The organism is Desulfosporosinus orientis DSM 765, from assembly GCF_000235605.1.
GTDB classification, from domain to species: Bacteria; Bacillota; Desulfitobacteriia; order Desulfitobacteriales; family Desulfitobacteriaceae; genus Desulfosporosinus; species Desulfosporosinus orientis.
In genome coordinates this window covers 847,616-869,974 of sequence record NC_016584.1, presented here as the reverse complement: position 1 = coordinate 869,974, position 22,359 = coordinate 847,616, and the positions used below count along the sequence as shown (strand labels likewise).

Here is a 22,359-nt window from a genome sequence, read left to right as displayed (position 1 = left end):
GTATGTTTTTTAAACAATTAACGTGATTTCATAGCTCTTTATTGTATGAAAAATATACAGACCATGTATTGATCATTAATTACTCAATACATGGTCTCAAATTAAAATCAATGGTTTTTCATTGCACTTGCTGTATAACTAATATACACCAACACTTGGAAACTATAACTTACCCTCATAAGGAGTAATTAGCCATTTTACACATCCATCTTCATGATCTCCAAATATTTTGTAACCATTTTCGATATCATTCAAGGGAGCCCGATGGGTAAGCATAAACCTAGTATCAATTTTTCCTTCCTTAATCCATTCCAGCATCTCCTCTAACCCTTCGCTCTTTTGAATACCCATTTTTAACTGGATATTTCTAAGAATCATATCTAAAAGTGGCATAAAAACAAGAGGCTCACCAAATACAGCAATAGTAGAAACGACACCACTCGGTCTGACAGAGGCAACCGACATGGCCATGGTTTCCTCCAGTCCAGGAGTTTCAAGGACAACATCAACCCCTAATCCACCAGTTTTCTCCTGAATAGCCTTAACAACATCATCCTTATTCGGGTTAAAAGCAAAATCTGCGATACCCTCATTAAGGGCCATTTCAACTCTATTTTGCAGTATGTCAACAGCGATGACCATCTTTGCTCCAAATGCCTTTTTAGCTAATAAGCAGGCACTTAACCCTACTGGTCCTACTCCGATAACCGCTAAAGTTTGGCCCTCTTTGAAATCTGCGTTTTTCAGGCCATACCAGGCAGTAGCAAACATATCAGGAATAAGTATGACATCTTCTTCAGTCAAACCTTCCGGAATCTTAATCAGAGCATTTTTATGATGGGCATAAGGAATCTTAACATATTCTGCATGACAGCCCTCAAGAGGTCCGCGACTGCCATAAACACCGCCATTTTTGCATGCAACAATGATACCCAGTTTACATGCCAAACATTTTCCGCAAGCAACACCAGGATTAAGGATGCATAAATCTCCCGGTTCAACATGAATTATTTTTGATCCAACCTCTACGACCTCCAAACAACATTCGTGCCCCATGGTCTTCGGATAGTGAACGTTTTCCAATTCCCCTCTGACGGTGTGAATATCACTAGTACAGATTGCACCCAAAGTCACTCTTCCGATGACATCATATGGATCAGTAATTTCGGGCCTTGGAACATCTTTGAGGCAATATTGATTGGGTCCTTCATAAACAAGAGCTTTCATTGTTTTAAGTTCCACCAGCCCATTCCACCTATCTCTTATTGCTGTTACGCCATATTTTTAGTTTCTCGGCTTCCTTAATGAGATCTTCACGGAAATCCGGATGGGCAATACCAATTAAAGCCTCTGCCCGCTGCCAAGTAAATAATCCCTTTAAATTTACAATACCATGTTCGGTTACTACATAATGTACTGCCGGACGGGTATCGGTCACTACTGCTCCATGGGCCAGCAGCGGTTTAATGCGCGAATGAACTTGTCCTTGCTTATCAGTAAAAGTTGAAGCCATACAAATAAAGCTTCGCCCGCCTTTTGAATGGTAAGCGGTTTCTACAAAGTCTAATTGTCCGCCTGAACCACTAATCATACGGGGTCCAACAGATTCCGAACAAACTTGACCGGTAAGATCAATCTCAAGGGAATTATTAATGGATACAACATTGTCATTTAGACTGGCAATCTTGCGATCATTGGTATAATCCGCTGTATAACCTGCCACTGCTGGGTTGTTATCAATAAAATCATAGAGCTTTTGAGTTCCTAAACCAAAGGTATAAACGATTCGGCCTGGGTCGAGCTGTTTTTTCCTGCCGGTAAGTACTCCAGCATCCACCATATCCACAAAAGCGTCACATAACATTTCTGTGTGAGCACCTAAATCTTTCAAATCAGACTTTGCAATTAATTGTCCTAAGGCACTGGGCATTGCACCAATACCTAGCTGCAGACAATCTCCATCTCTGATTTCTTTAATAACAAAATCCGCAATCCTCTTATCCACTTCCACCGGCTCTTCTGAAGCAACTTGAGACATCCCGCAGTGCCCAGCTTCAACGATATAATCCACTTCAGAAATATGAATGTAATGACCGTAACCGCCATGGGTTATGGGCATATCTTCATTAACCTCAACAATAATGATTTTGGCAACATCCATCGAAGCTCGATAATGAGAAATAGTAGGTCCAAGATTAAAGTTACCATGCATGTCCATAGGAGCTACTTGAAGCATGAGAATATCAACGGTCAAGTTCTCACGAATATAGCGTAAAATTTCTGAATATTTGAGGGGCATATAATAAACGCTGCCCGTTTGAGCCATATAACGGTCGACTGCAGAAAAGTGAGAACAATTCCAAGTAAAATGTTCACCATTAGGGTCAGCTTTAAACCAATCATAGATTCTTGAAGATACTCCACCGATAAGTTTAATGTCATAAAGTTCATGAGCACGTGCAGCCAAGGCCTTGTCTAGAACCGGCAAAACGTTTGCAGCATAGGAAGAACCGATCCAATCGCCATTTTTCACTACACTAACGGCCTTCTCAGGGGAAACAAGTTTACTTTGGTATTCCTTTAACCATTTAGACATTGCTATCTTCCTCCTCATCTTTTGACCTATCTCCGATGGTCTGCCCTACAATAACCTAAGCATAACCCCTATGTTTACAGCCCAACTGACCAATAATTAAGGGGACAATTGCTTAGTGTGTGAACGAGCAATTTGCCCCTTAATTTCATCTGACCTACTAGCCAGACAGAAGAACCGTCCCCCTGTCTAGAGTGTTTAGAGTAACTCGTAAACTCCGGCAGCTCCCATGCCGCCGCCAATACACATGGTTACCATACCATACTTCAGCTTCCTTTTCTTCATTTCTGATAATAGGGTTGCTGTAAGCTTAGCCCCGGTACATCCGAGAGGGTGACCAAAGGCAATAGCCCCACCATTAACATTTACTTTTGCAGGGTCTATGTCCAGCGTCTTTAAGATCGCCAGGGACTGAGATGCAAAAGCTTCATTAAGTTCAAAGAGATCAATTTGGTCAAGTGTTAAGCCAACTTGTTTTAGAACCTTAGGAATGGCTTTAATTGGACCAATACCCATAAGCTCCGGCTCAACACCAGCAACCGCAAAACCTCGCCATATAGCTAAGGGTTTGATGCCTAAAGATAATGTTTTTCGCTCTGACATCATCAGCGTCATTGCAGCACCATCACTGGTCTGAGACGAGTTCCCAGCCGTTACTGAGCCGCCAGCTTTGAATACAGGTCTTAATTTTGCCAAAAACTCCGCTGAAGTTTCTGGACGAATCCCTTCATCTTTACTAAACCACTTTTCCCCCGGTTTTCCCCAAGTCGGCAGAGAAACTGGTACTATCTCATCATCGAAGCGGCCGCTAGTTTGAGCTGCCCATGCTTTCTTGTGACTTGATGCCGCAAATTCGTCCTGCTGCTGACGGGTTACTTCATACTTTGTGGCTACATTCTCAGCAGTAATTCCCATGGATATATAACCTTCCGGCCGGTTGACAATCATATACGGATTTGGAGCCGGTTTTGCCCCGCCCATAGGGACCATGGACATACTCTCAATTCCGCCGCCGATCATGACATCCTCTTCACCCAGGCGAATTCTGTCCGCTGCCATAGAAATAGCCTGCAGGCCGGATGAGCAAAAGCGATTGACGGTTACCCCACATACATCAATTGGCAGACCGGCACGTAAGGCCATAATTTTGGCAACATTCATCCCTTGCTCCCCTTCAGGGAAGGAGCAGCCGATGACACAGTCTTCAATTTCCTTAGGATCAAGCGCAGGCACATTCTTAAGAATGTCCTGAATAACATAAGCACCTAAATCATCGGGTCTGACTTGTGCCAAGGCCCCTCTGCCGGACTTTCCGATAGCCGTTCGTTTGGCCTGTATAATATAGGCTTGCTGCATTCTTTTCTCCCCCCTAATTCCGTAACGGTTTGCCTTTAGCGAGCATGTGACGGATACGATCCTGAGTTTTGGGTTCGCCAAGCAAGCTCATAAAGACTTCACGTTCAAGATCTAAAAGATATTGTTCATCAACCGGTGTTCCAGCAGGGAGATTTCCACCGGTTATGGCATAAGCAAGTTTATTGGACAAATATTGATCATAATCTGATATAAAATTGCCTTGACGCATTCCATACATGGCCATTTCCAGAGTAGCGCGAACACCCGCACCGGCTGTTTTGTACTTTGTCGGCAGGTAAGGTCTGAAGTTACGCGCTAAATCAATGACCCGAGCCTTTGCATCCAAAATAATGTGATCAGGATTCATGCTGCAGCGGTCGGCGGCACGCAAGAAACCAAGCTGGCGAGCTTTTTCGGCACTTGTGGAAACTGCAGCCGTAGCAATTACTTCAAAACGTTTGGCAAACAGGAAGTCCGGAGCCACTTGAACCCCAGGAAGAATGCCATCCATTGCCCGTACGGCCATTTCCTTTGTTCCTCCCCCGGCAGGGATTAAGCCGACTCCTACTTCGACAAGACCCATGTAGAGCTCAGAGGATGCTTGAATAGCCGTTGTATGGAGACAGATTTCTGCCCCACCTCCAAGCGTCATGCCAAAAGGTGCTGCTACAACAGGTTTTTGGGAATATTTCAGTGCCATGGCGGCATTTTGCAAGTCACGTACGCCCTGATCCAGGACATCCCAATTGCCTTTTTCAGCCTCTTGACCCAGCAGGACAAGATTTGCCCCAACGCAGAAGTTCTTTCCTTGGTTACTGATGACCATTCCGATATAATTCTTCTCAACTTCTGCCAAAGATTCGTTAATCATGTTAACGACATCTTCATTAATGGCATTGTTTGTAGAATGGAACTCTAAGCAGGCAACCCCATCTCCAAGATCAATTAGGCTGGCGCTTGCATTGCCAATAATTTTCTTGCCTGCTTTATGAGCTTGCTTCAAGGAGAACGAATACGGGCTTACAGCTTTTTTCCGATACTCACCCTTATGGAAGTAAGCCTTTTCTCCAGTCTCAGTCTCTTGGTAGAAACTGGTCTGTCCTTTAGCAAGCAGTTCTTCCACGACTTGAGGCAGCTTACCGCCCTCTGCAACGATTCGATCCGCGGTCTCTTTAACACCAAGAGCATCCCATAATTCGAAAGGGCCCATCTCCCAATTGTAACCCCAACACATTGCTTCATCGATGCCGGTGATATCTTCGGCAATATCTTTAACAAGTTTTGCGGCATAAAGCAGGGTTGGTTTAAGGGTGTTCCAAGCAAATTCTGATCCGACATCATTCCCGCTGACTAAAGCCCGCAGCTTATTGGGGAGTCCTTTGGAAGCCTTTGCCATATCAAGAGAATCGAATTGGACCTTCTTTTGAGGTACATAGGTCATAGTTGCAGGATCGAGAACTTCGACCACTTTGCCTTTAGGTCCTTTAGACTTCTTATAGAAACCTTGTTTCACTTTATCACCCAACCAGCCGTTGGCCAGCATGGTATGAACAAATTCGGGCAATTGGAAGTCTTCTTTCTCAGCCGGTACTCCTTGGGCAACATTATTTGCTGTATGAATAAAGGTATCTAGACCAACCATATCGATGGTGCGGAATAGAGCGCTTTTAGGACGGCCCATGACCGGACCCGTTAAGGCATCCACCTCATCAATAGTTAAGCCCAAACGCAGCATTTCTTTAATCATGACCGGCGAACCAAATGAGCCGATCCGGTTTGCGATAAAGTTAGGAGTGTCCTTACACGTTACCACACCCTTGCCTAAGACCCTCTCTCCGAACTCCACCATAAAGGCGACCACTTCCGGGCTCGTATTAGGCCCTGGAATGATCTCTAAAAGTTTCATATAACGGGGAGGATTAAAGAAGTGAGTTCCCAGAAAATTACTTGTGAAACTTTCCGGCAAACCCTCGGTCATAGCTTTAAGAGAGATACCCGAGGTATTGGTAGTGACTATTGTTCCTGGGCGAACCTCTTCGGCAACTCTTTTGAAGAGATCAATTTTGATGTCAAGACGTTCAACGACCACTTCAATGACCCAATCAACGTCCTTTAAACGTCCTAAATCGTCACTAAAATTTCCAACCTCTATTCGATCAGCAAACTCTGGAACCAGTAATGGGGCCGGATTCATCTTTTTTAGATTTGCTTTATTTTGTTCTGCAATACTATTTCTAACTTTACGATCCTCTAATGTTAATCCCGCCGCTTCTTCTTTAGCGGACAATTTAGAAGGAACAATATCCAATAATAAACTTGGAATTCCTGCGTTCGCTAAGTGTGCTGCAATGGTACTTCCCATTACTCCGGATCCCAGGACCGCTACTTTATGAATCTGCATTTCCATCCTCCTCTCGTTTCTGTAGGGCAATAATTTGTTTTGTTCCTCTTGGCTTTCTTAATCGGAGTGCACCTTTAAACATAGTCAACATAGGTTCTACACCACTCATAAGTGTTTGAGGATTACTAGTCATTACCCAATCCGTTGTAGCATCATCTAATGCACCAAAGATTAATTGACGTGCTGCACGTAAATTGATCTTTGGAACTTCTTTACGCTCTATACCTTTCTGGACCACCTCCTCGATGAGGCTGAAATAGTCTAATAAAGGACCGTTTATCGCCAAACGTACTCTCTGATTAGGCTGTCTAAGTTCCAACCGAGTTACCATTGCCAACAATCGGTTTTTTTCCATGTAGGAAAAGTGGGTCCTAACAATCGTTCTCAAACTTGCTTCTGTTGTCTTACAATGGGATAGTTCGCGACGCATACAGCGGATAAAATCTCCAAGCCGTTCTTGAAGAAGCCGTATAAGAAGCTCTTCTTTACTCCTGAAGTATAGATAGATTGTACCATCAGCTACACCTGCCCGTTGGGCAACTTTGGATACCGGACATTGATGGTATCCGGATTCTGCGAATACTTCGGTTGCTGCATTAAGTATTCGTTCGAATTTGCCTTCAATTGATGCTTCTTGAAGTCTGTCATTATTCATAATCAAAAAATCCTTTTTTAGATTTCCTGCCCCATTCACCCTTAACGTATTTTTCAACAATTAAAGGAGAGGGCTTGTCCTTGGGATCCCCGGTTTCTTGATACCGTTCCATGTCAATAATGTAGGTTAAATCATTTCCGGTAAAATCCATTAAATGAAAGGGTCCTATAGGATGTCCCAAGGCATTGGTTAAAGCCAAATCAATCTCTTGCGGGTCAGCAACTCCCATATCAGCCAGATACAAGGCTTCTCGATAAAGGGCAGACAAGAACCTGTTGACAACAAAACCATAAATTTCTTTCTTCAGCCAAACCCCTTTTTTACCCATTTTTTCACAGAGATCCACTGTTATTTTGGCAGTTTCCTCGGAAGTATGGGGACCCTGTACGACTTCAACAATTTTCATCATTAAAGCCGGATTAAAGAAATGCATATTACACACTTTATCAGGCCGGGTTGTTGCATCCGCAATCTTTGAACTTACAATAAAGGAACTGTTCGTTGAAAAAATGGCATGAGGGGGGGCTATTTTATCCAATTTGGCAAAGAGCTCTCGTTTGATGCCAATTTTTTCCAATACAGATTCTATGACAAAATCTGCATCCTTAGCCGCTTCCTCAAGATTTAAGGTGAAATTTATCTTGCTCATGGCCAGACCCACCTGCTCTTGAGTCCATTTTCCTTTTCGAACTTGCTGCGGAAAATAGGAACGGGCAAATTCCTCAGCTTTTTGAAGCATCTCTAAACTAATATCAGCACAACTCACCTGGTAGCCGGCCAAGGCTGCACAATAGGCAATCTGATGACCCATACTGCCTGCCCCAATGACACAAATTTTCTTAATGTCTTCTACTTTCATTTAGAAACGCCTTAACGTCGGCATTATTCTTTAATCCCAGCCAAGTATTTGGCTAGATTCTTTTTCGCTTTCATGTCATATTGCCCAGTAATTGCAATACGTTCCATAATCGGCGAACCTCCTCCGTGCACCCCTGCCACCTGTACTACTCCGGCATGAGATGAACACAACAAATCGCTGATCATCCGGAAACAACGCTGTTGGGCTTCAGCGGAAATTCCATCTTTGCGCATAATGTATTTGTCCATGAGAGCAGAGATTTCCGCATTTGAAAATTCCTTTTCTGAAGGAATAGTTGCCGGCAGTCCGCCTGAAATTTCTGCTAAAATTTCATGTTCCCGGTAAACATTGATCCCTGCATGATAGCGGCCGACATTGGTATAGACAATATCCGGGATTTGAGTTCCCGAAGGAGCTTTCGTAGATTTAACAGATGCAGCAATTCCTGATGCATATACCAATTCAGCTATGGTTACCATTTCCGCCAGCTCTTCCCTGACCTGACTAGACTTTTCAATGCCATTGTACTCTGCAACCAAGGCTGTCGCTCCCATAAGAACATCCGTTGTTGCAGGCTTGCAACCGGTGTAGCTATGGCGATGATAGGTTGCAAATAATGAAGCCAGCTGGCCGGCATATTTGTACTCTCCGCACATAAAGACCCTTTCCCAAGGAATAAGAACATCATCAAAAACAGTCAGGGAATCTGCAGAACCGTAATTATTGAAAGGAGCCAGCAGTTCTTCTCTGGGTCTGGGATTGGAGACTCGAACTACCTGAGAGACACCAGGTGCATCTGCTTGAATGGCAAAAGCCACAGCCCAATCTGCGTCTTTCTCAGTCATCATTCGTGTTGGCACTACAATTATTTCATCCGCATAAGGAGCAATAGTGTTATGGGCCTTACAACCGCGTACAATAATGCCTTCCTCAGTCTTTTTCACAACTCTCAGATAAAGATCGGGGTCTGTTTGTTGGTGAGGACGAAGGGAACGATCACCCTTAACGTCGGTTTGAGCACAATTAGCAACAAGGTCTTCTTCTTGATACTTTTTTAAATAAGCCAGAAAATGTTCATTATATTGAGTGCCCATTTCCAGATCAATATTTTTGGTAACCACGGATAAAGCATTAAGTGCATCTACACCCATACATCGCTGGATACATCCTCCAACACGCTGACAATAAAAACGGGTCATCTCCTGCTTTTTCAGCAGGTCTTCAGGGGATTGGTGGATATGACAGTAACGATTAATCTTTTCTCCGGTAAGGTGTGATTTTGCTGTCAGCAAATCTTCATTTGCTGGATCTGCAGCCCAGTTAAATGTCTCCGAAATGGTATTAACCCCATATTTTAGACGCGGATCATCTCTAGCTATAACTTCTCCATTCAAATAGATATTGGGACGCATGGTTTTCAGTTTGGCAATATACTCTTCTGCAGTTCTCAAATTACTCCCCCCTAAGTATTAATAAACACTATTTTCCTTGAAACTTTGCCGGACGCTTTTCCAGGAAAGCTCTCATGCCTTCTTTTTGGTCCTCAGTTGCAAAGAGCAAACTAAAGCATTTATGCTCATATTGAAGCCCTGCTTCCAAGTCCATCCTGAGTCCCTCATTGACTGCTGACTTAGCCAGCTGTAAGGCTATGGCACCGCGGGATGCAAAACGTTTCGCCATCATTCTTGCTTCAGCAAACAGCTCCTCCGCGGGAACCACTTTATTGACAAGACCAACACTTAATGCCTCGTCAGCTTTAATAAAATCGCCGCTGAAAATTAATTCCTTCGCCTTTCCTGCACCAATCAGCCGGGGCAAACGCTGAGTTCCGCCGGCTCCAGGCAAAATTCCCAATTTAATTTCTGGTAAACCAAATTGAGCGTTGTCCGCCGCAATACGCACATCAGCAACTAGAGTGAGCTCGCACCCGCCACCCAAAGCATAGCCTGCGATTGCAGCAATAACGGGTTTAGGCATAGTTTCAAGAATTTGAAAGGCCCTATACGAAGCATTGTCTCCAGTAGCAACATCCACTGCCGTCGATGATGCCATCTGGCTGATATCCGCTCCTGCTGCAAAAACTTTATTTCCACCGGTAATAATGACTGCTCTAACGGAATTGTCGGCACTTAAGGCCGCTGCCGCTTCACCTAATTCCTTAAACACTTGATCATTTAGGGCATTTAAAACTTCTGGGCGGTTTAATGTTATCGTTGCAATTCCTTCTTCGATTTCCACAATGATTGTTTGGAAAGTCATTTGTCCTACCTCCTCGTTGATCAAATTTATAACAGAGTACACTCCATAATTTGAGATCTTCAGGAATCTTCACAATCGTATATTTGCAATAACTATGCCACAATAAGAAAAGGCAGCCAGTACCAAGCCTTTATGCCCAGGCCGGTTATCAATCCCGAACTTATGATTCCAATCTAAGGCAGAGCCTTCGTCATTAGAGCACTTAAGCAAGGAGGGTGAACGAACCACCGTTATGAAGGACAAATAAAAACCCTCAATTGACTAAAAACAGAGTCAACCGAGGGTTTTTATTTGTATACTATTAATACAATAGATGCTGTGTTTACTGTTATTAAGTATATAAAGTACACACCATCAATTTGGGGATTCTTCAATGCCATACCGGCGTAATTTATCATAAAAAGCTCGTCTGGAAATCCCCAAGGCGGTCATGGCTTTTGTACGATTATTATTATAAGCAGCCAAAGCCGACACAATCAATTCTTTTTCTACCCTGCTTACAACTTCTTTTACATCAAACGGCCTTTCTTTTCTGCTTGAAAGCTCATCATTATGAGGTATTAAGTGAGTTGGCAAGTGATGAAGTTCGATGCTCGAACCACTGCATACAATACTAGCATGTTCAAGGGCATTTTGTAATTCTCGAATATTACCGGGCCAATGATACTCCTGAAAATGACGAACGACTTGGGGGGATAAGGTCAGCTCATGACCAACTTCTCGGGAAAATTGATCAAGAAAGGTTTTAGACAAGGCCATGAGGTCATCTTTCCGTTCCCGTAAGGGAGTTAGTTTAAGAGGCACAATATTTAAGCGATAGTACAAATCCCGTCGAAAGGTACCTTCTTCAATCATTCTATCCAGATCTCTGTTCGTTGCTGCAATAACTCGAATATTTACTTTGACTGTCTTGGTACCTCCTACTCTTTCAAACTCCTTTTCTTGCAGAACTCTGAGCAATTTTGCCTGCATGGTAAGGCTCATATCTCCAATCTCATCTAAGAAAATCGTACCGCAATGGGCTAATTCAAACTTACCAAGTTTTCCTCCTTTTTTGGCTCCTGTAAAGGCGCCTTCCTCATAACCAAAAAGCTCACTTTCAATTAAGTCTTCAGGTATAGCGGCACAGTTTACTTTAATGAGAGGCTTGTCCTTACGTCTGCTGCTATTATGCACTGCCCTTGCCAGAACCTCTTTGCCTACTCCGCTTTCTCCAAGGATTAAGACTGTGCTTTCTGTTCGTGCTACTTTAGCCGCTAGCACCAGGGTTTCCCGTAAGCGGCTGTTTTGTCCTACATATTCCTTAAAGGAAAGGGGCAAGTGCTCCCATTGTTCCAGTTGCTCTTTTAAATAATCTGCAACTCCCTTTGTCCTCTGCAACTCTTGATTTAATTCAACAACATCTGTAATATTTTTAAAGATTGATACTGCTCCAATAACTTCTTTGCCATTAAATAATGGAAATGAGTTTCCCACTACATGAATATTTAATGATTTTACATAATCTTGACCTTGACTCGGTTCCCCTGTGCCTAAAACTTCAATTATTTTCATTGATGTTGTTTCAAGGGTATCCAGCCTGCGACCGAGTACTTTGGACACGGGTACTCCCAAAATTCTTGCATAGGCTTGGTTAGCATAAACAATCGTTGTTTCCGAATCAATTACAAGGACCACATCATTAATGTTTTTCAGGATTTCGAATAAGAGTTCACGATCCCAGTGCGGAATGATGCTGCTTGTTATGGCATGGGCCTCTAGACTCATTTCCATCCCCCATTTACTATTGTATCCTAAGTAAACATTATATAAGAAAATCATCTTTTAGAAAAGTATATATTTCGACCTTTGACAATTTTCAGTTTTTTGATGTAAATATCTATATGTCCTGCCTATTAAAATTGAAGTAAACAACAAAAAGAGTGTGCTTTATCTAAAATCACACTCTTTTTGTACTTATTCATGTCGTATAATCTGGCATACATACTTTGTTCAATCCGTCAAGTTCTCCACAATGGTTGATATGCCCTGACCTCCGCCAATACACATTGTTGCTAAACCATATTTCTTTCCGGTACGTCTCAACTCATTGATTAATTTTATCAAAATTATTGCCCCGGTTGCTCCCAAGGGATGACCCAAAGCAATGGCTCCACCATTGACATTTGTCTTTGCCGGATCTAGTCCAAGTTCTTGCATCACTGCTAAGGACTGGGCCGCAAAGGCCTCATTCAGCTCGATTAAATCAATCTGCTCCAGCCTGAGTCCTGACATTTTAAAAGCTGCCTGGGTAGCCGGCACAGGTCCAATGCCCATATATTGAGGCGGGACTCCTTTAGCCCCCATCCCAATGACCCGTACTAGTGGTCTTAAACCATATTCTTTAGCCTTCTCCGAGGTAGTTATCATCAAAACGGCTGCCCCATCATTACGGCCGCTGGAATTACCTGCCGTTACGGTTCCATTCTCCTTGAAAACCGGCAGCAATTTACTAAGCTGAGGCAAGCTGGTTTCCCTTGGATGTTCATCCCTTTCAAAGACTGCAACACCCTTTTTCTCTTTTATTTCAAAGGGTACGATTTCCTCTTTGAACAGACCCTGTTCTATGGCACGCAAAGCTCGTTCTTGACTGGACAATGCAAATTCATCCTGCTCTTGTCGGCTAATATTATATTTCTCGGCTAAATTCTCTGCCGTTAACCCCATGGTTAAATACCCATAACGATCCTGAGGCTGGCAGCGCGGTTGACTTTCAGTATTAGAATCGAGAATTTCAGCATTACCCATTCGATAGCCATAGCGAGCATTCCTCAGATAATAGGGTGCCGTACTCATACTTTCAGCACCGCCGGCCATGACCACTTCCGCCGTACCCGCCCATATGGCCTGGACGGCATTATTAACTGCTGTCAGAGCTGACCCGCACTGGCGATGGACGGTATAGGCAGGTATTTTTTCAGGCATATTCGCCCTCAATAGTGCCAAACGAGCCAAATTAGGGTTGTCACTGCTTTGCTTGGTATGCCCAAAGATAACTTCATCCACAGACTGGTCTGGAATTCCGCTGCGGTTAAGTACTTCACGGATCACGCGGGCAGCCAAATAATCCACTTCGACGCTTTTCAAAGATCCGCCCACCTTGCCAATGGCTGTACGCACCCCCGCTACGATGACTGCCTCATGCATCATTTAGTCCTCCTTTGCTTACTGAGCAAATTCTTTTTTCAGCTGTGCAGCAATAATATTGCGCTGGATCTCGGAAGTACCTTCATAGATACGAGCAATCCGGGCATCACGATAAAATCGTTCAACCTCGCACTCCCGCATATATCCCATGCCGCCATGAATTTGAACAGCCAAATCAGCTACTCGGCCAAAGACCTCCGAGCCAAAGGCTTTTACAATTGCTGCTTCTTTAATAATTTTTTCCCCTCGATCAATCTTTCGGGCAACATCATAGGTCAAACTCCGCAAAGCTTCAATTTCTATAGCCATATTTGCTAAATAATGCTGTATGATTTGATTCTCAAAAATGGGTTTGCCAAACTGCACGCGCTGTAAAGCGTATTTTATGCTGACCTCTAATAATCTTTGACTGGAACCCAGATTCCTCGCCGCTAAACCAGCACGCCCATTAGCTAAAATCTTGAGGGCATTGACATATCCCTGCCCCAATTCCCCCAAAACGTTTTCCAATGGAACTTCGCAGTCCTCAAAAATCAGTTCCGCCGTTCGAGACCCATGTAAACCCATCTTCTTCTCGAATTTACCCACTGCAAATCCTTTAAAGCTGCGTTCGACAATAAAAGAAGTGATTCCTTTGCTTCCTTTACTTTTATCAGTTACCGCCATAACTGTAAAAACTCCTGCAACATCACTATTAGTAATAAATTGCTTCGTCCCGTTTAAAACATAACGATCCCCTTTTAGCACAGCGGAGGTTTTCAAGTTTCCGGGATCCGATCCTGCAGACGCTTCTGTAAGGGCGAAGGCTCCAATTATTTCTCCTGTTGACATTTTAGGCAGATAGCGCAGCTTCTGTTCCTGATTGCCGCACTCCACTATACCAACACTGCCGATTCCGTTATGGCAGCCAATAATTGAAGAAAAACCATTGGGCCCTCGCCCTAGTTCTTCATAAATCATAGCCTTGCCAACCATCCCTGCCCCTAAGCCTCCATACTCTTGAGGCATACTCAGGCCAAACAAACCAATCTCCGCCGCTTTGTCCAGCAAAGTGCGGGGGACTTTATCCTCTTCTTCAATCTGCTCAGCTAAAGGTTCAACCTCTTTTTTCACAAAATTACGCACGGTTTGTCGGATAATGTTCAGCTCTTCTTCTGTGATTTTCATGGCAGCTCCTCCTTTACTATCCATTTTTCAAAATGCTCTTGTTAGTGTTCGGGATACTCATAAAAACCCTTGCCGGTTTTGCGCCCCCATTCGTTTTTGATAAATTTCTCAACGATCACTGGGGAAGGACGATATATTGGGTCACCGGATTCTTGATAACGCTCCATAGCTACGAAATAAGTCAGATCAATTCCCGTTAGATCCATCAGGCGAAATGGCCCCATGGGGTACCCTAAAGCTAAGGTAACCGCTTTATCAATATCTTCATGTCCCGCTATTCCCATGTCGAGCAGATAAATGGCTTCATTTTTGATCGCTGCCAGCATGCGATTGACCAAAAATCCATAGATCTCATGCTGCAATAATACCGGCGTTTTTCCCATGCGAAGGCTGACATCCATTAATGTTTTTGTGGTCTTTTCCGAGGTATGAGTCCCTTTTACCACTTCCACCAGTTTCATAACCAGCGCCGGATTAAAAAAATGCATGTTGCAGACTTTTTCAGTCCGGCTAGTGACATCAGCAATCTTTGAGCTGACAATATAAGAACTGTTAGTAGCCAGGATTGTATGAGGGAGACAAATGCTGTCTAACTGTTTAAATAATGAACGCTTAAGTTCTAATTTTTCGATAACAGCCTCAATCACTAAATCAGCGTTTTCGGCAGCCTCTCTTAAATCAGAAGAGAACATGACATTAGCTCGAGCTGCGTCCGCAGCATCTTGTGTCAACTTTCCTTTAGCAACTTTTTCCGGAAGATAAGTTGTCACAAATTGTTCTGCCTTTTGGAGAACTTCTCTATTGACGTCCGTACAGCGCACTTTGTACCCTGCTAATGCTGCACTCAGAGCTATTTGGTGCCCCATGTTCCCTGCACCGACGACACAAATATTTTTGATTTCTTCTGCTCCCATATTCATTCCTCCCAACAAGCTGTGAATTACTTTTAAGCTGAATGCTGCTTTCTTTAACAACTACGCAATATTAATGCCATTTATTGAAGATTCAGTCGTAAGTGTAGTACCCCTTTTTTGTCTTTTTACCCCATTCTCCCTTAACGTATTTCTCAACAACCAGCGGGGAAGGCTTATCTTTAGGATCACGACTGGTCTGATAGCGTTCCATAGCCGAGTAATATGCAAGATCAATACCGGTTAAGTCCATTAGCCGGAAGGGGCCCATAGGGTGGCCCAGGGCATTCGTCACTGCAATATCAATTTCTTGGGGAGTGGCAATTCCCATGTCGGCAAGAAACAAAGCCTCTTGAGCCAAGGCTGATAGAATCCGATTAACCAAGAAACCATAGATTTCTTTTTTAAGCAGTACAGCAATCTTTCCTAATTTAGCACACAAATCCATTGTCACTTGAGCAGTTTCCTCTGAAGTATGAGGGCCTTGCACAACTTCAACTAATTTCATAACCAAAGCCGGATTAAAAAAGTGCATGTTGCAGATCTTCGCAGGCCTCTTTGTCGCATCGGCGATTTGTGAACTGACAATATAAGAGCTGTTGGTTGCTAAAATTGCCTGGGGAGGAGCGATTCTATCCAGGTCTGCAAAGAGTTTTCGTTTTATTTCCATTTTCTCTACAGCAGCCTCAATGACATAATCCGCCTCTCCGGCAGCCTCCTCTAAGCTTGGAATAAATTGGAGATTTGTTAAAGCACCATCGGCCATTTCTTGGGTCAGCTTTCCTTTAGCAACCCGTTCAGGCAAATATGATTTTGCAAAGGCTTCCGCTTTATCTAACATCTCCTGGCTAATATCCGTACAAGTCACTTTATAACCGGCCAAAGCACAGCACAGGGCTATTTGATGACCCATGTTGCCGGCACCTATAACACAAATGTTTTTAACATCTTCGATATTCATTGTTTTCCCTCCTATTCTCATCACTTTAATAATTAAAAGCCTCTTCAGGAATTTCCATAGCAGAGGTATCATAATCCTTAATGATCTCAGCAGTGGCTATTACATCAGGTACAATGTTTCTCAAATAAAACTGAGCAGAGCTGATTTTTCCTTTATAGAAATCAACCTCTCCTGCACCAGCTACCAGTTTCTCTTGGGCAACAAAGGCTTGCTGCATTAACAAATAACCACAATATAGTTCCGCGGTAACCCTTAAAAGTCTTGTGCTGTACAAGGGGACCAGGTGGATATTTTCCTGCATATAGCCAAACACTGTTTTAGTGAGTTCGGAATAAGCCTTTAATGCTCGGCTTAACATTGCCATATCCCGCTGGAATTCTGGGCTCTCAGATTTTTCCTTCACAAAAACAGCAATATCCTGCAGCCACTCATTAAAAACAGTGCCTTTATCCAAGGCCCATTTACGGAAAACTAAATCCAGAGACTGAATGAAGTTAGTGCCTTCCCAAATCGAATAAATCTTCACATCTCTGGCCTGACGAGCAATTGGGTATTCCTCTGTATACCCATATCCGCCGTGGATCTGGATGGCTTCCGTAATCATCAGCCAGGCTTGGTCTGAACAATATGCTTTAATTAGAGGCGTGATCAACTCAATATAACGTTTTGCCTGGCGAACGTCCTCCGGATCATCCCCAAAGGCTATTAAATCCAAGTAGTAATAGCCTTTAAAAATGATTGCTCTCATTGCTTCCAGAGTAGCCTTTTGGCTGAGCAGCATCCGGCGAATATCCTCGTGCTGAATAAGAGGAACCCTATTTCCCCTGGGATCTTCAATCGGACGTCCTTGAATGCGTTCTTTGGCATAGGCGGCGGCATTATAATAGGCTACCGTCGCAACCGCTAGGGCACAGTGCCCGGTGTCTACCCTAGACCCGTTAATCATCTTAAACATTTGGGCTATACCTTCTCCTTGCCCTTTTTCATTTAAAGGCGCACCCAGAAGGAAGCCCCGGCAATTCCCCTCTTCGCCAAAATTCAGGACAGCTGTGGCAGACCCTTTAAGCCCCATTTTATGCTCAATTCCTACTGTGACAACATCATTGGCTTCCCCTAAGCTTCCATCCTCATTAACCCATATCTTAGGTACTAAGAAGAGTGACAACCCTTTTGTTCCCGGAACTGCTCCATCGATTCTGGCTAAAACCAAATGAATAATATTTTCTGTCAGATCATGATCACCGCAGGTTATAAAGCATTTTGTGCCTTTAATTTTAAAAATCTTGGAATCTTCTGTTGGATATGCTTTGCTCAGCATATCTCCTACATCAGAGCCGCCCCCAGGCTCAGTGATGCACATGGTCCCTCCCCAAGTCGTCTGAAACAAATTAGGGGTGAAAAAGTCGATTTGTTCCTGGGTTCCAAACTGCTTAATAATGGTTGCTACTCCGCCCGGCAGGCCCAAGTAGGCAACAAAAGCCGGATTTGCGGCAATCATATACTCATGAACTGCTCCGTATAATAACCCCGGCATTGCACTTTCATTATCTTTATCCTTGTTGGTAGCACCCCAGCCGTTCTCAGCAACATATTGAAAAGCATGATGAAAAGAGGGGGGAACCGTCACTTTACCCTCTTTAAAGACTGCTTTAATGGTATCCCCATCGTCATTGGTGGGAGCCACTACATCCTTACAAACTTTTAAGGCTTGATCAAGAATACCGTCAACATCTTCCAGGCTGAACATATCCCGATAACGTTTTAAGCCCAGAATCTTAGTTCCATCCAGCCATTCTTTGATGATAAACTTATGATCTTGCGTACTGTAGCGAAAGTTACTGGCCAACACAAACACTTCCTTTTCTTTTGTCTAAATCTTGGTCTGTACTCATCTAACCACTAGGAAAATCTATCTTCCTTGAAAATTTGGTTTGCGTTTTTCAAGAAAGGCTTGCATACCCTCTTTTTGGTCTTCAGTGGCAAATAACAAGGCAAAACATTTGTGTTCATACTGTAAGCCCGTTTCCAAATCTACCTGAAGCCCCTCATTAATGCAGGATTTAGCTAATTGCAGAGCAATAGCACCTTTAGAAATAAACTTTTTGGCCATCTTTTTAGCTTCTGCCATTAATTGATCCGCAGATACCACTTTATTCACAAGCCCAATCCTCAGGGCTTCCTCCGCATTAATGATATCTCCGCTGAAGATTAATTCTTTGGCCTTACCGGCTCCAATCAGACGCGGCAAACGTTGAGTCCCTCCGCCGCCAGGCAGGATCCCCAATTTGATTTCCGGCAAGCCGAATTGAGCATTATCCGCTGCAATACGCACATCTGTGGTTAAGCTTAGTTCACAGCCACCGCCTAGGGCATAACCAGCAATAGCCGAAATGACGGGTTTCTGCAGATTTTCTATTAAATTAAAAGCTATCCTTGAAGGTCTGATACTCTTCACTACCTCGACTGCATTTAAAGAGGCCATCTGCTTAATATCCGCCCCTGCAGCAAAAACCTTTTCGCCGCCGGTGAGAATTACCCCGCGCACCCCTTCATCTTCTCCCAAATTCTTTGCGGCAGCGGCTAATTCGTTAAAAACCTGGCTGTTTAAGGCATTCAGCACTTCCGGGCGATTAAGGGTGATCGTTGCAATTCCTTCTTCAATTTCCACCCTGATGGTTTCATAGGTCACTTTTTATTACCTCCTTTATTATGAAAGCTTGGCCTATCTCCGGACTCCTCTTCAATTATTGGTTTAATATAGTAATCCTTATTTCAATAATCATGCCAACTTGCTTTAAATTCCGAATTAATCACTCTGCCCAAACCACTAACCCCTTATAATAAGCGTCATAAAGTAATGCCAAGCAAAAATAATATGGTAATAATCATTGCCTATTGGCTTACTTTTACGAAACTATGTGTTATTGGCAACACTAGTGTATAAAAATTGAACTACTTATCTTAATAAATTTAATTGATGGGCTTCCCTAATCAATTCATCTCGGAAATCAGGATGGGCAATACTGATTAATCGTTCTGCACGCTGGAAAATCGGAGTCCCTTTAAGATTCACGATTCCATACTCTGTTGCAACATATTGAACCGTTGAACGTGTATCCGTTACCACCGCTCCTACTGATAAAAGTGGATTGATGCGGGAATGAATTGTTCCTTTCGAGTCTGTATAAGTTGAAGACAAACATATAAAGCTTCTTCCGCCTTTGGAATGATAAGCGATATCGACAAAATCCAATTGCCCCCCTGCTCCGCTGATCTGACGTATCCCTTTAGACTCGGAACATACTTGCCCGGTAAGGTCAATTTCTATGGCATTATTAATTGATACCATATTATAATTTCGACAAGCTATCACGCGGTCATTGACATAGTCTACAGGATAACCTGCACACATAGGATTGTTGTCCAAAAAGTCATATAGTTTTTGGGAACCTGCCGCAAAGGTATAGGTCATCCGTCCTTGGTCAATCTGTTTTTTGTTGCCTGTAACCACACCGGCTTCTGCCATATCAACCATACTGTCACATAACATCTCGGAATGAATCCCTAAATCCTTTAAATCAGACTGAGCAATCATTTGACCCAAAGCATTTGGCATTGCCCCAATGCCAATTTGCAGGCAATCCCCATCTCTTAGCTCCTGGAGAACATATTCTGCAATTTTGCGGTCTACCTCCTCAGGTTCTTCATTAGGGATTTGAGGCATTCCAGTGTGACCACCTTCGACAATATAAGTGACTTCAGACACATGAAGATTATTTCCATACCCTCCTTGTGAATAAGGCAAATCCTCATTAACCTCTACAATGATAACTTCGGCAACATCAGCAGCTGCACGAAGATGCGAAATAGTAGGGCCCAAATTGAAAAAGCCATGCTTATCCATCGGTCTTGCCTGAACCATCATAACTCGGCAATTCTTATTATCCCGGCAGTAACGAGGTGCTTCCGAATACTTTAACGGGGTATAGAAAACCTTCCTTGTCTTCGCATACATTCTGTCAATACCTGTCATGTGCGTTGAATTCCAAGTACTGTGTTTTCCCGTAGGATCAGCATAATGAATGGCATGGGGACGAGTAGATATTCCGTTGACAATAACGATATCCTCAAGCTCAGGTATGCGTTTAGCAAAGGCTTCATCAAGAACCGGCAAGGTATTCGCTGCAAAGGTATACTCTATCCAGTCCCCATTCCTAACGGCTCTCACAGCTTTCGCAGGGGAAACAAGCTTACTTTGGTATTCCTTGACCCAATTTGACATCAACTTTTTCCTCCTTATTTAAATATTCACATTGTTCTTATTTGCAATAATAATGCCAAATTTAAAATAATTAAAAACCCTCTCCTGACTTCTTTTTTAAGCCAAAAGAGGATCTATATTTTATAGTTAGTGTTCATCTTTTGTACATTACACCAGCAACAGTAAGATCGAAGTACATTTTTCATACACTTAAAGTATTATTCGTCAATACCATACCTTCGTAATTTATCATAAAAAGCTCCCCTGGATATTCCTAACGCTTTCATAGCCTGAGTGCGGTTTTCATAGGTTGCCAGGGCAGATAAGATAAGCTCTTTTTCTACTCTTCCTAATATTTCTTTAATATCGTGAGGTTTATCTGAGTTGCATTTATTGTCTTCATGAATTGTTATCATATGGGCCGGCAAATGATGGACTTCGATGACGTCATTGCTGCAGACAATACTGGCATGTTCTAGGACATTCTGCAATTCTCGAATGTTGCCGGGCCAGTCATAAGACTGAAACAACTTTATGACTTGGGGAGACAAGGAAAACTCATGACCAGCTGCCCCTGAAAACTGATCTAAGAAGGTTTTTGCAAGGACCAGTAAGTCGTCTTTCCGTTCACGCAGCGGACTCAGGTAGAGAGGGACGATATTTAAACGATAGTATAAATCTTTGCGAAAGGTACCATTCTCGATCATGCTTTTCAAATCACGGTTCGTTGCAGTTATTACTCGAGGATTAACCTTGATGGTCTTTGTCCCGCCTACTCTTTCAAACTCTTTTTCTTGCAATACTCTTAACAGCTTAGCTTGCATCGTTAAACTCATATCGCCAATTTCGTCCAAAAATATGGTTCCTTCATGAGCAAGCTCAAATTTGCCAAGTTTTCCTCCTCGTTTAGCTCCTGTAAATGCACCATCTTCATAGCCAAATAGTTCACTTTCAATCAAATTTTCAGGAATTGCAGCACAATTAACCTTAATTAAAGGCATATTTTTACGCCTGCTGGCATTATGAACAGCCCTGGCTAAGACGCCTTTGCCAACACCGCTTTCACCAAGAATTAATACAGTACTATCGGTAAGTGCAACTTTAGCGGCTAAGATTAAGGTTTCTCTTAAACGACTATTCTGCCCTACATATTCTTTGAAAGAAAGGGGCAGCTGCTCCCTCTGTTCCAATTGTTCCTTAAAGTAGTTTGCGACACCCTTGGTTAATTGCAGTTCACGATTTAATTGAACGACTTCTGTAATATTCTTAAATATCGAAACAGCACCAATGATGTTTTTGCCGTCATACAAAGGGAATGAACTTCCAACCACATCAATGCCCAAAGAATCTAAGTAATCTCTGCCGTTATTACTGACTCTGCCTGTTCGCAATGCGGTTATTGTCTTGGAATTAGGCTCAATTTTATCCAACCTTCGGCCTAACACTCTTTCTACAGGTACCCCTAAAATCCTGGCATAGGCCTCATTAGCATAAACAACGGTTGTATCTGAATCAATAACAAGCACTACATCATGAATATTATTTAGGATTTCAAATAAGAGTTTACGATCCCAACGTGGAATAACGCTGCTGGTAACGGCATGGACTCCTACGCTCATCTTCATCCCTCACTATCTTGATATCCTTAAATACGATTATATATAAATATCATTCATTCGAAAAGTTATTCTTTTTAATTTTTCAAATTTTCTTATTTTAACAAATATAAAAGGTGCTTCCTCGATAGAAG

General features: G+C 42.9%; 17 protein-coding genes. All 17 read right to left on the bottom strand.

All coding sequences use genetic code 11. The features are described 5' to 3' along the window. Positions 1–162 precede the first annotated feature (162 nt). On the bottom strand, positions 163–1,227 hold the full coding sequence (locus tag DESOR_RS04175; protein WP_042331915.1) for a zinc-binding dehydrogenase: 1,065 nt from the start codon (positions 1,225–1,227) through the stop codon (positions 163–165). 28 nt (positions 1,228–1,255) lie between these two features. Beyond that, positions 1,256–2,596, bottom strand: coding sequence for an acetyl-CoA hydrolase/transferase family protein (locus tag DESOR_RS04170; RefSeq protein WP_014183359.1), 1,341 nt, complete (start codon positions 2,594–2,596; stop codon positions 1,256–1,258). 195 nt (positions 2,597–2,791) lie between these two features. Beyond that, positions 2,792–3,949 (bottom strand): acetyl-CoA C-acyltransferase, encoded by a 1,158-nt coding sequence (locus DESOR_RS04165; protein ID WP_014183358.1) that lies wholly within the window; start codon positions 3,947–3,949, stop codon positions 2,792–2,794. Between the two features lie 13 nt (positions 3,950–3,962). Continuing rightward, a complete protein-coding gene (locus DESOR_RS04160) occupies positions 3,963–6,350 on the bottom strand; it encodes a 3-hydroxyacyl-CoA dehydrogenase/enoyl-CoA hydratase family protein (RefSeq protein ID WP_014183357.1) in 2,388 nt (795 codons plus the stop codon). Beyond that, positions 6,337–7,005, bottom strand: coding sequence for a fatty acid metabolism transcriptional regulator FadR (fadR, locus tag DESOR_RS04155; RefSeq protein WP_014183356.1), 669 nt, complete (start codon positions 7,003–7,005; stop codon positions 6,337–6,339). The genes DESOR_RS04160 and fadR overlap by 14 nt, the downstream gene beginning before the upstream one ends. Beyond that, positions 6,998–7,864, bottom strand: a complete 867-nt coding sequence (locus tag DESOR_RS04150; protein WP_014183355.1) for a 3-hydroxyacyl-CoA dehydrogenase family protein — start codon at positions 7,862–7,864, stop codon at positions 6,998–7,000. Before DESOR_RS04150 ends, fadR begins: the two co-directional genes overlap by 8 nt. Positions 7,865–7,887: 23 nt before the next feature. Next, positions 7,888–9,315: a 4-hydroxyphenylacetate 3-hydroxylase family protein gene (locus tag DESOR_RS04145; protein WP_014183354.1), complete on the bottom strand. Its 1,428-nt coding sequence runs from the start codon at positions 9,313–9,315 to the stop codon at positions 7,888–7,890. Between the two features lie 28 nt (positions 9,316–9,343). Then, positions 9,344–10,123, bottom strand: coding sequence for an enoyl-CoA hydratase/isomerase family protein (locus tag DESOR_RS04140; protein WP_014183353.1), 780 nt, complete (start codon positions 10,121–10,123; stop codon positions 9,344–9,346). A gap of 354 nt (positions 10,124–10,477) precedes the next feature. Further along, complete coding sequence (locus DESOR_RS04135) at positions 10,478–11,890, bottom strand: sigma-54 interaction domain-containing protein (protein ID WP_014183352.1); 1,413 nt, start codon at positions 11,888–11,890, stop codon at positions 10,478–10,480. 225 nt (positions 11,891–12,115) lie between these two features. Beyond that, complete coding sequence (locus DESOR_RS04130) at positions 12,116–13,309, bottom strand: thiolase family protein (RefSeq protein ID WP_042330791.1); 1,194 nt, start codon at positions 13,307–13,309, stop codon at positions 12,116–12,118. Positions 13,310–13,327: 18 nt separating this feature from the next. Next, entirely contained in the window at positions 13,328–14,476 is a 1,149-nt protein-coding gene (locus DESOR_RS04125; protein WP_014183350.1) for an acyl-CoA dehydrogenase family protein, read from the bottom strand. Positions 14,477–14,517: 41 nt separating this feature from the next. Further along, positions 14,518–15,390 (bottom strand): 3-hydroxyacyl-CoA dehydrogenase family protein, encoded by an 873-nt coding sequence (locus DESOR_RS04120; RefSeq protein ID WP_014183349.1) that lies wholly within the window; start codon positions 15,388–15,390, stop codon positions 14,518–14,520. Between the two features lie 91 nt (positions 15,391–15,481). Next, positions 15,482–16,348, bottom strand: coding sequence for a 3-hydroxyacyl-CoA dehydrogenase family protein (locus DESOR_RS04115; protein ID WP_014183348.1), 867 nt, complete (start codon positions 16,346–16,348; stop codon positions 15,482–15,484). A gap of 25 nt (positions 16,349–16,373) precedes the next feature. Continuing rightward, complete coding sequence (locus tag DESOR_RS04110) at positions 16,374–18,194, bottom strand: acyl-CoA dehydrogenase family protein (RefSeq protein ID WP_042330789.1); 1,821 nt, start codon at positions 18,192–18,194, stop codon at positions 16,374–16,376. Between the two features lie 63 nt (positions 18,195–18,257). Further along, complete coding sequence (locus DESOR_RS04105; RefSeq protein ID WP_014183346.1) at positions 18,258–19,037, bottom strand: enoyl-CoA hydratase/isomerase family protein; 780 nt, start codon at positions 19,035–19,037, stop codon at positions 18,258–18,260. Between the two features lie 267 nt (positions 19,038–19,304). Next, positions 19,305–20,630 carry an acetyl-CoA hydrolase/transferase family protein gene (locus DESOR_RS04100; protein WP_014183345.1) on the bottom strand — a complete coding sequence of 442 codons (1,326 nt, stop codon included), beginning with the start codon at positions 20,628–20,630 and terminating at the stop codon, positions 19,305–19,307. 197 nt (positions 20,631–20,827) lie between these two features. Continuing rightward, complete coding sequence (locus tag DESOR_RS04095) at positions 20,828–22,228, bottom strand: sigma-54 interaction domain-containing protein (protein ID WP_014183344.1); 1,401 nt, start codon at positions 22,226–22,228, stop codon at positions 20,828–20,830. Positions 22,229–22,359 lie beyond the last annotated feature (131 nt).

Bases quoted from the DNA above. Each gene is read 5' to 3' on its own strand.
- DESOR_RS04115 (WP_014183348.1), bottom strand. From the start codon at position 16,348: ATGAATATCGAAGATGTTAAAAACATTTGTGTTATAGGTGCCGGCAAC.
- DESOR_RS04135 (WP_014183352.1), bottom strand. From the start codon at position 11,890: ATGAGTCTAGAGGCCCATGCCATAACAAGCAGCATCATTCCGCACTGG.
- DESOR_RS04165 (WP_014183358.1), bottom strand. From the start codon at position 3,949: ATGCAGCAAGCCTATATTATACAGGCCAAACGAACGGCTATCGGAAAG.
- DESOR_RS04120 (WP_014183349.1), bottom strand. From the start codon at position 15,390: ATGGGAGCAGAAGAAATCAAAAATATTTGTGTCGTCGGTGCAGGGAAC.
- DESOR_RS04130 (WP_042330791.1), bottom strand. From the start codon at position 13,309: ATGCATGAGGCAGTCATCGTAGCGGGGGTGCGTACAGCCATTGGCAAG.
- DESOR_RS04170 (WP_014183359.1), bottom strand. From the start codon at position 2,596: ATGTCTAAATGGTTAAAGGAATACCAAAGTAAACTTGTTTCCCCTGAG.
- DESOR_RS04150 (WP_014183355.1), bottom strand. From the start codon at position 7,864: ATGAAAGTAGAAGACATTAAGAAAATTTGTGTCATTGGGGCAGGCAGT.
- DESOR_RS04095 (WP_014183344.1), bottom strand. From the start codon at position 22,228: ATGAGCGTAGGAGTCCATGCCGTTACCAGCAGCGTTATTCCACGTTGG.
- DESOR_RS04125 (WP_014183350.1), bottom strand. From the start codon at position 14,476: ATGAAAATCACAGAAGAAGAGCTGAACATTATCCGACAAACCGTGCGT.
- fadR (WP_014183356.1), bottom strand. From the start codon at position 7,005: ATGAATAATGACAGACTTCAAGAAGCATCAATTGAAGGCAAATTCGAA.
- DESOR_RS04175 (WP_042331915.1), bottom strand. From the start codon at position 1,227: ATGAAAGCTCTTGTTTATGAAGGACCCAATCAATATTGCCTCAAAGAT.
- DESOR_RS04160 (WP_014183357.1), bottom strand. From the start codon at position 6,350: ATGCAGATTCATAAAGTAGCGGTCCTGGGATCCGGAGTAATGGGAAGT.
- DESOR_RS04100 (WP_014183345.1), bottom strand. From the start codon at position 20,630: ATGTCAAATTGGGTCAAGGAATACCAAAGTAAGCTTGTTTCCCCTGCG.
- DESOR_RS04140 (WP_014183353.1), bottom strand. From the start codon at position 10,123: ATGACTTTCCAAACAATCATTGTGGAAATCGAAGAAGGAATTGCAACG.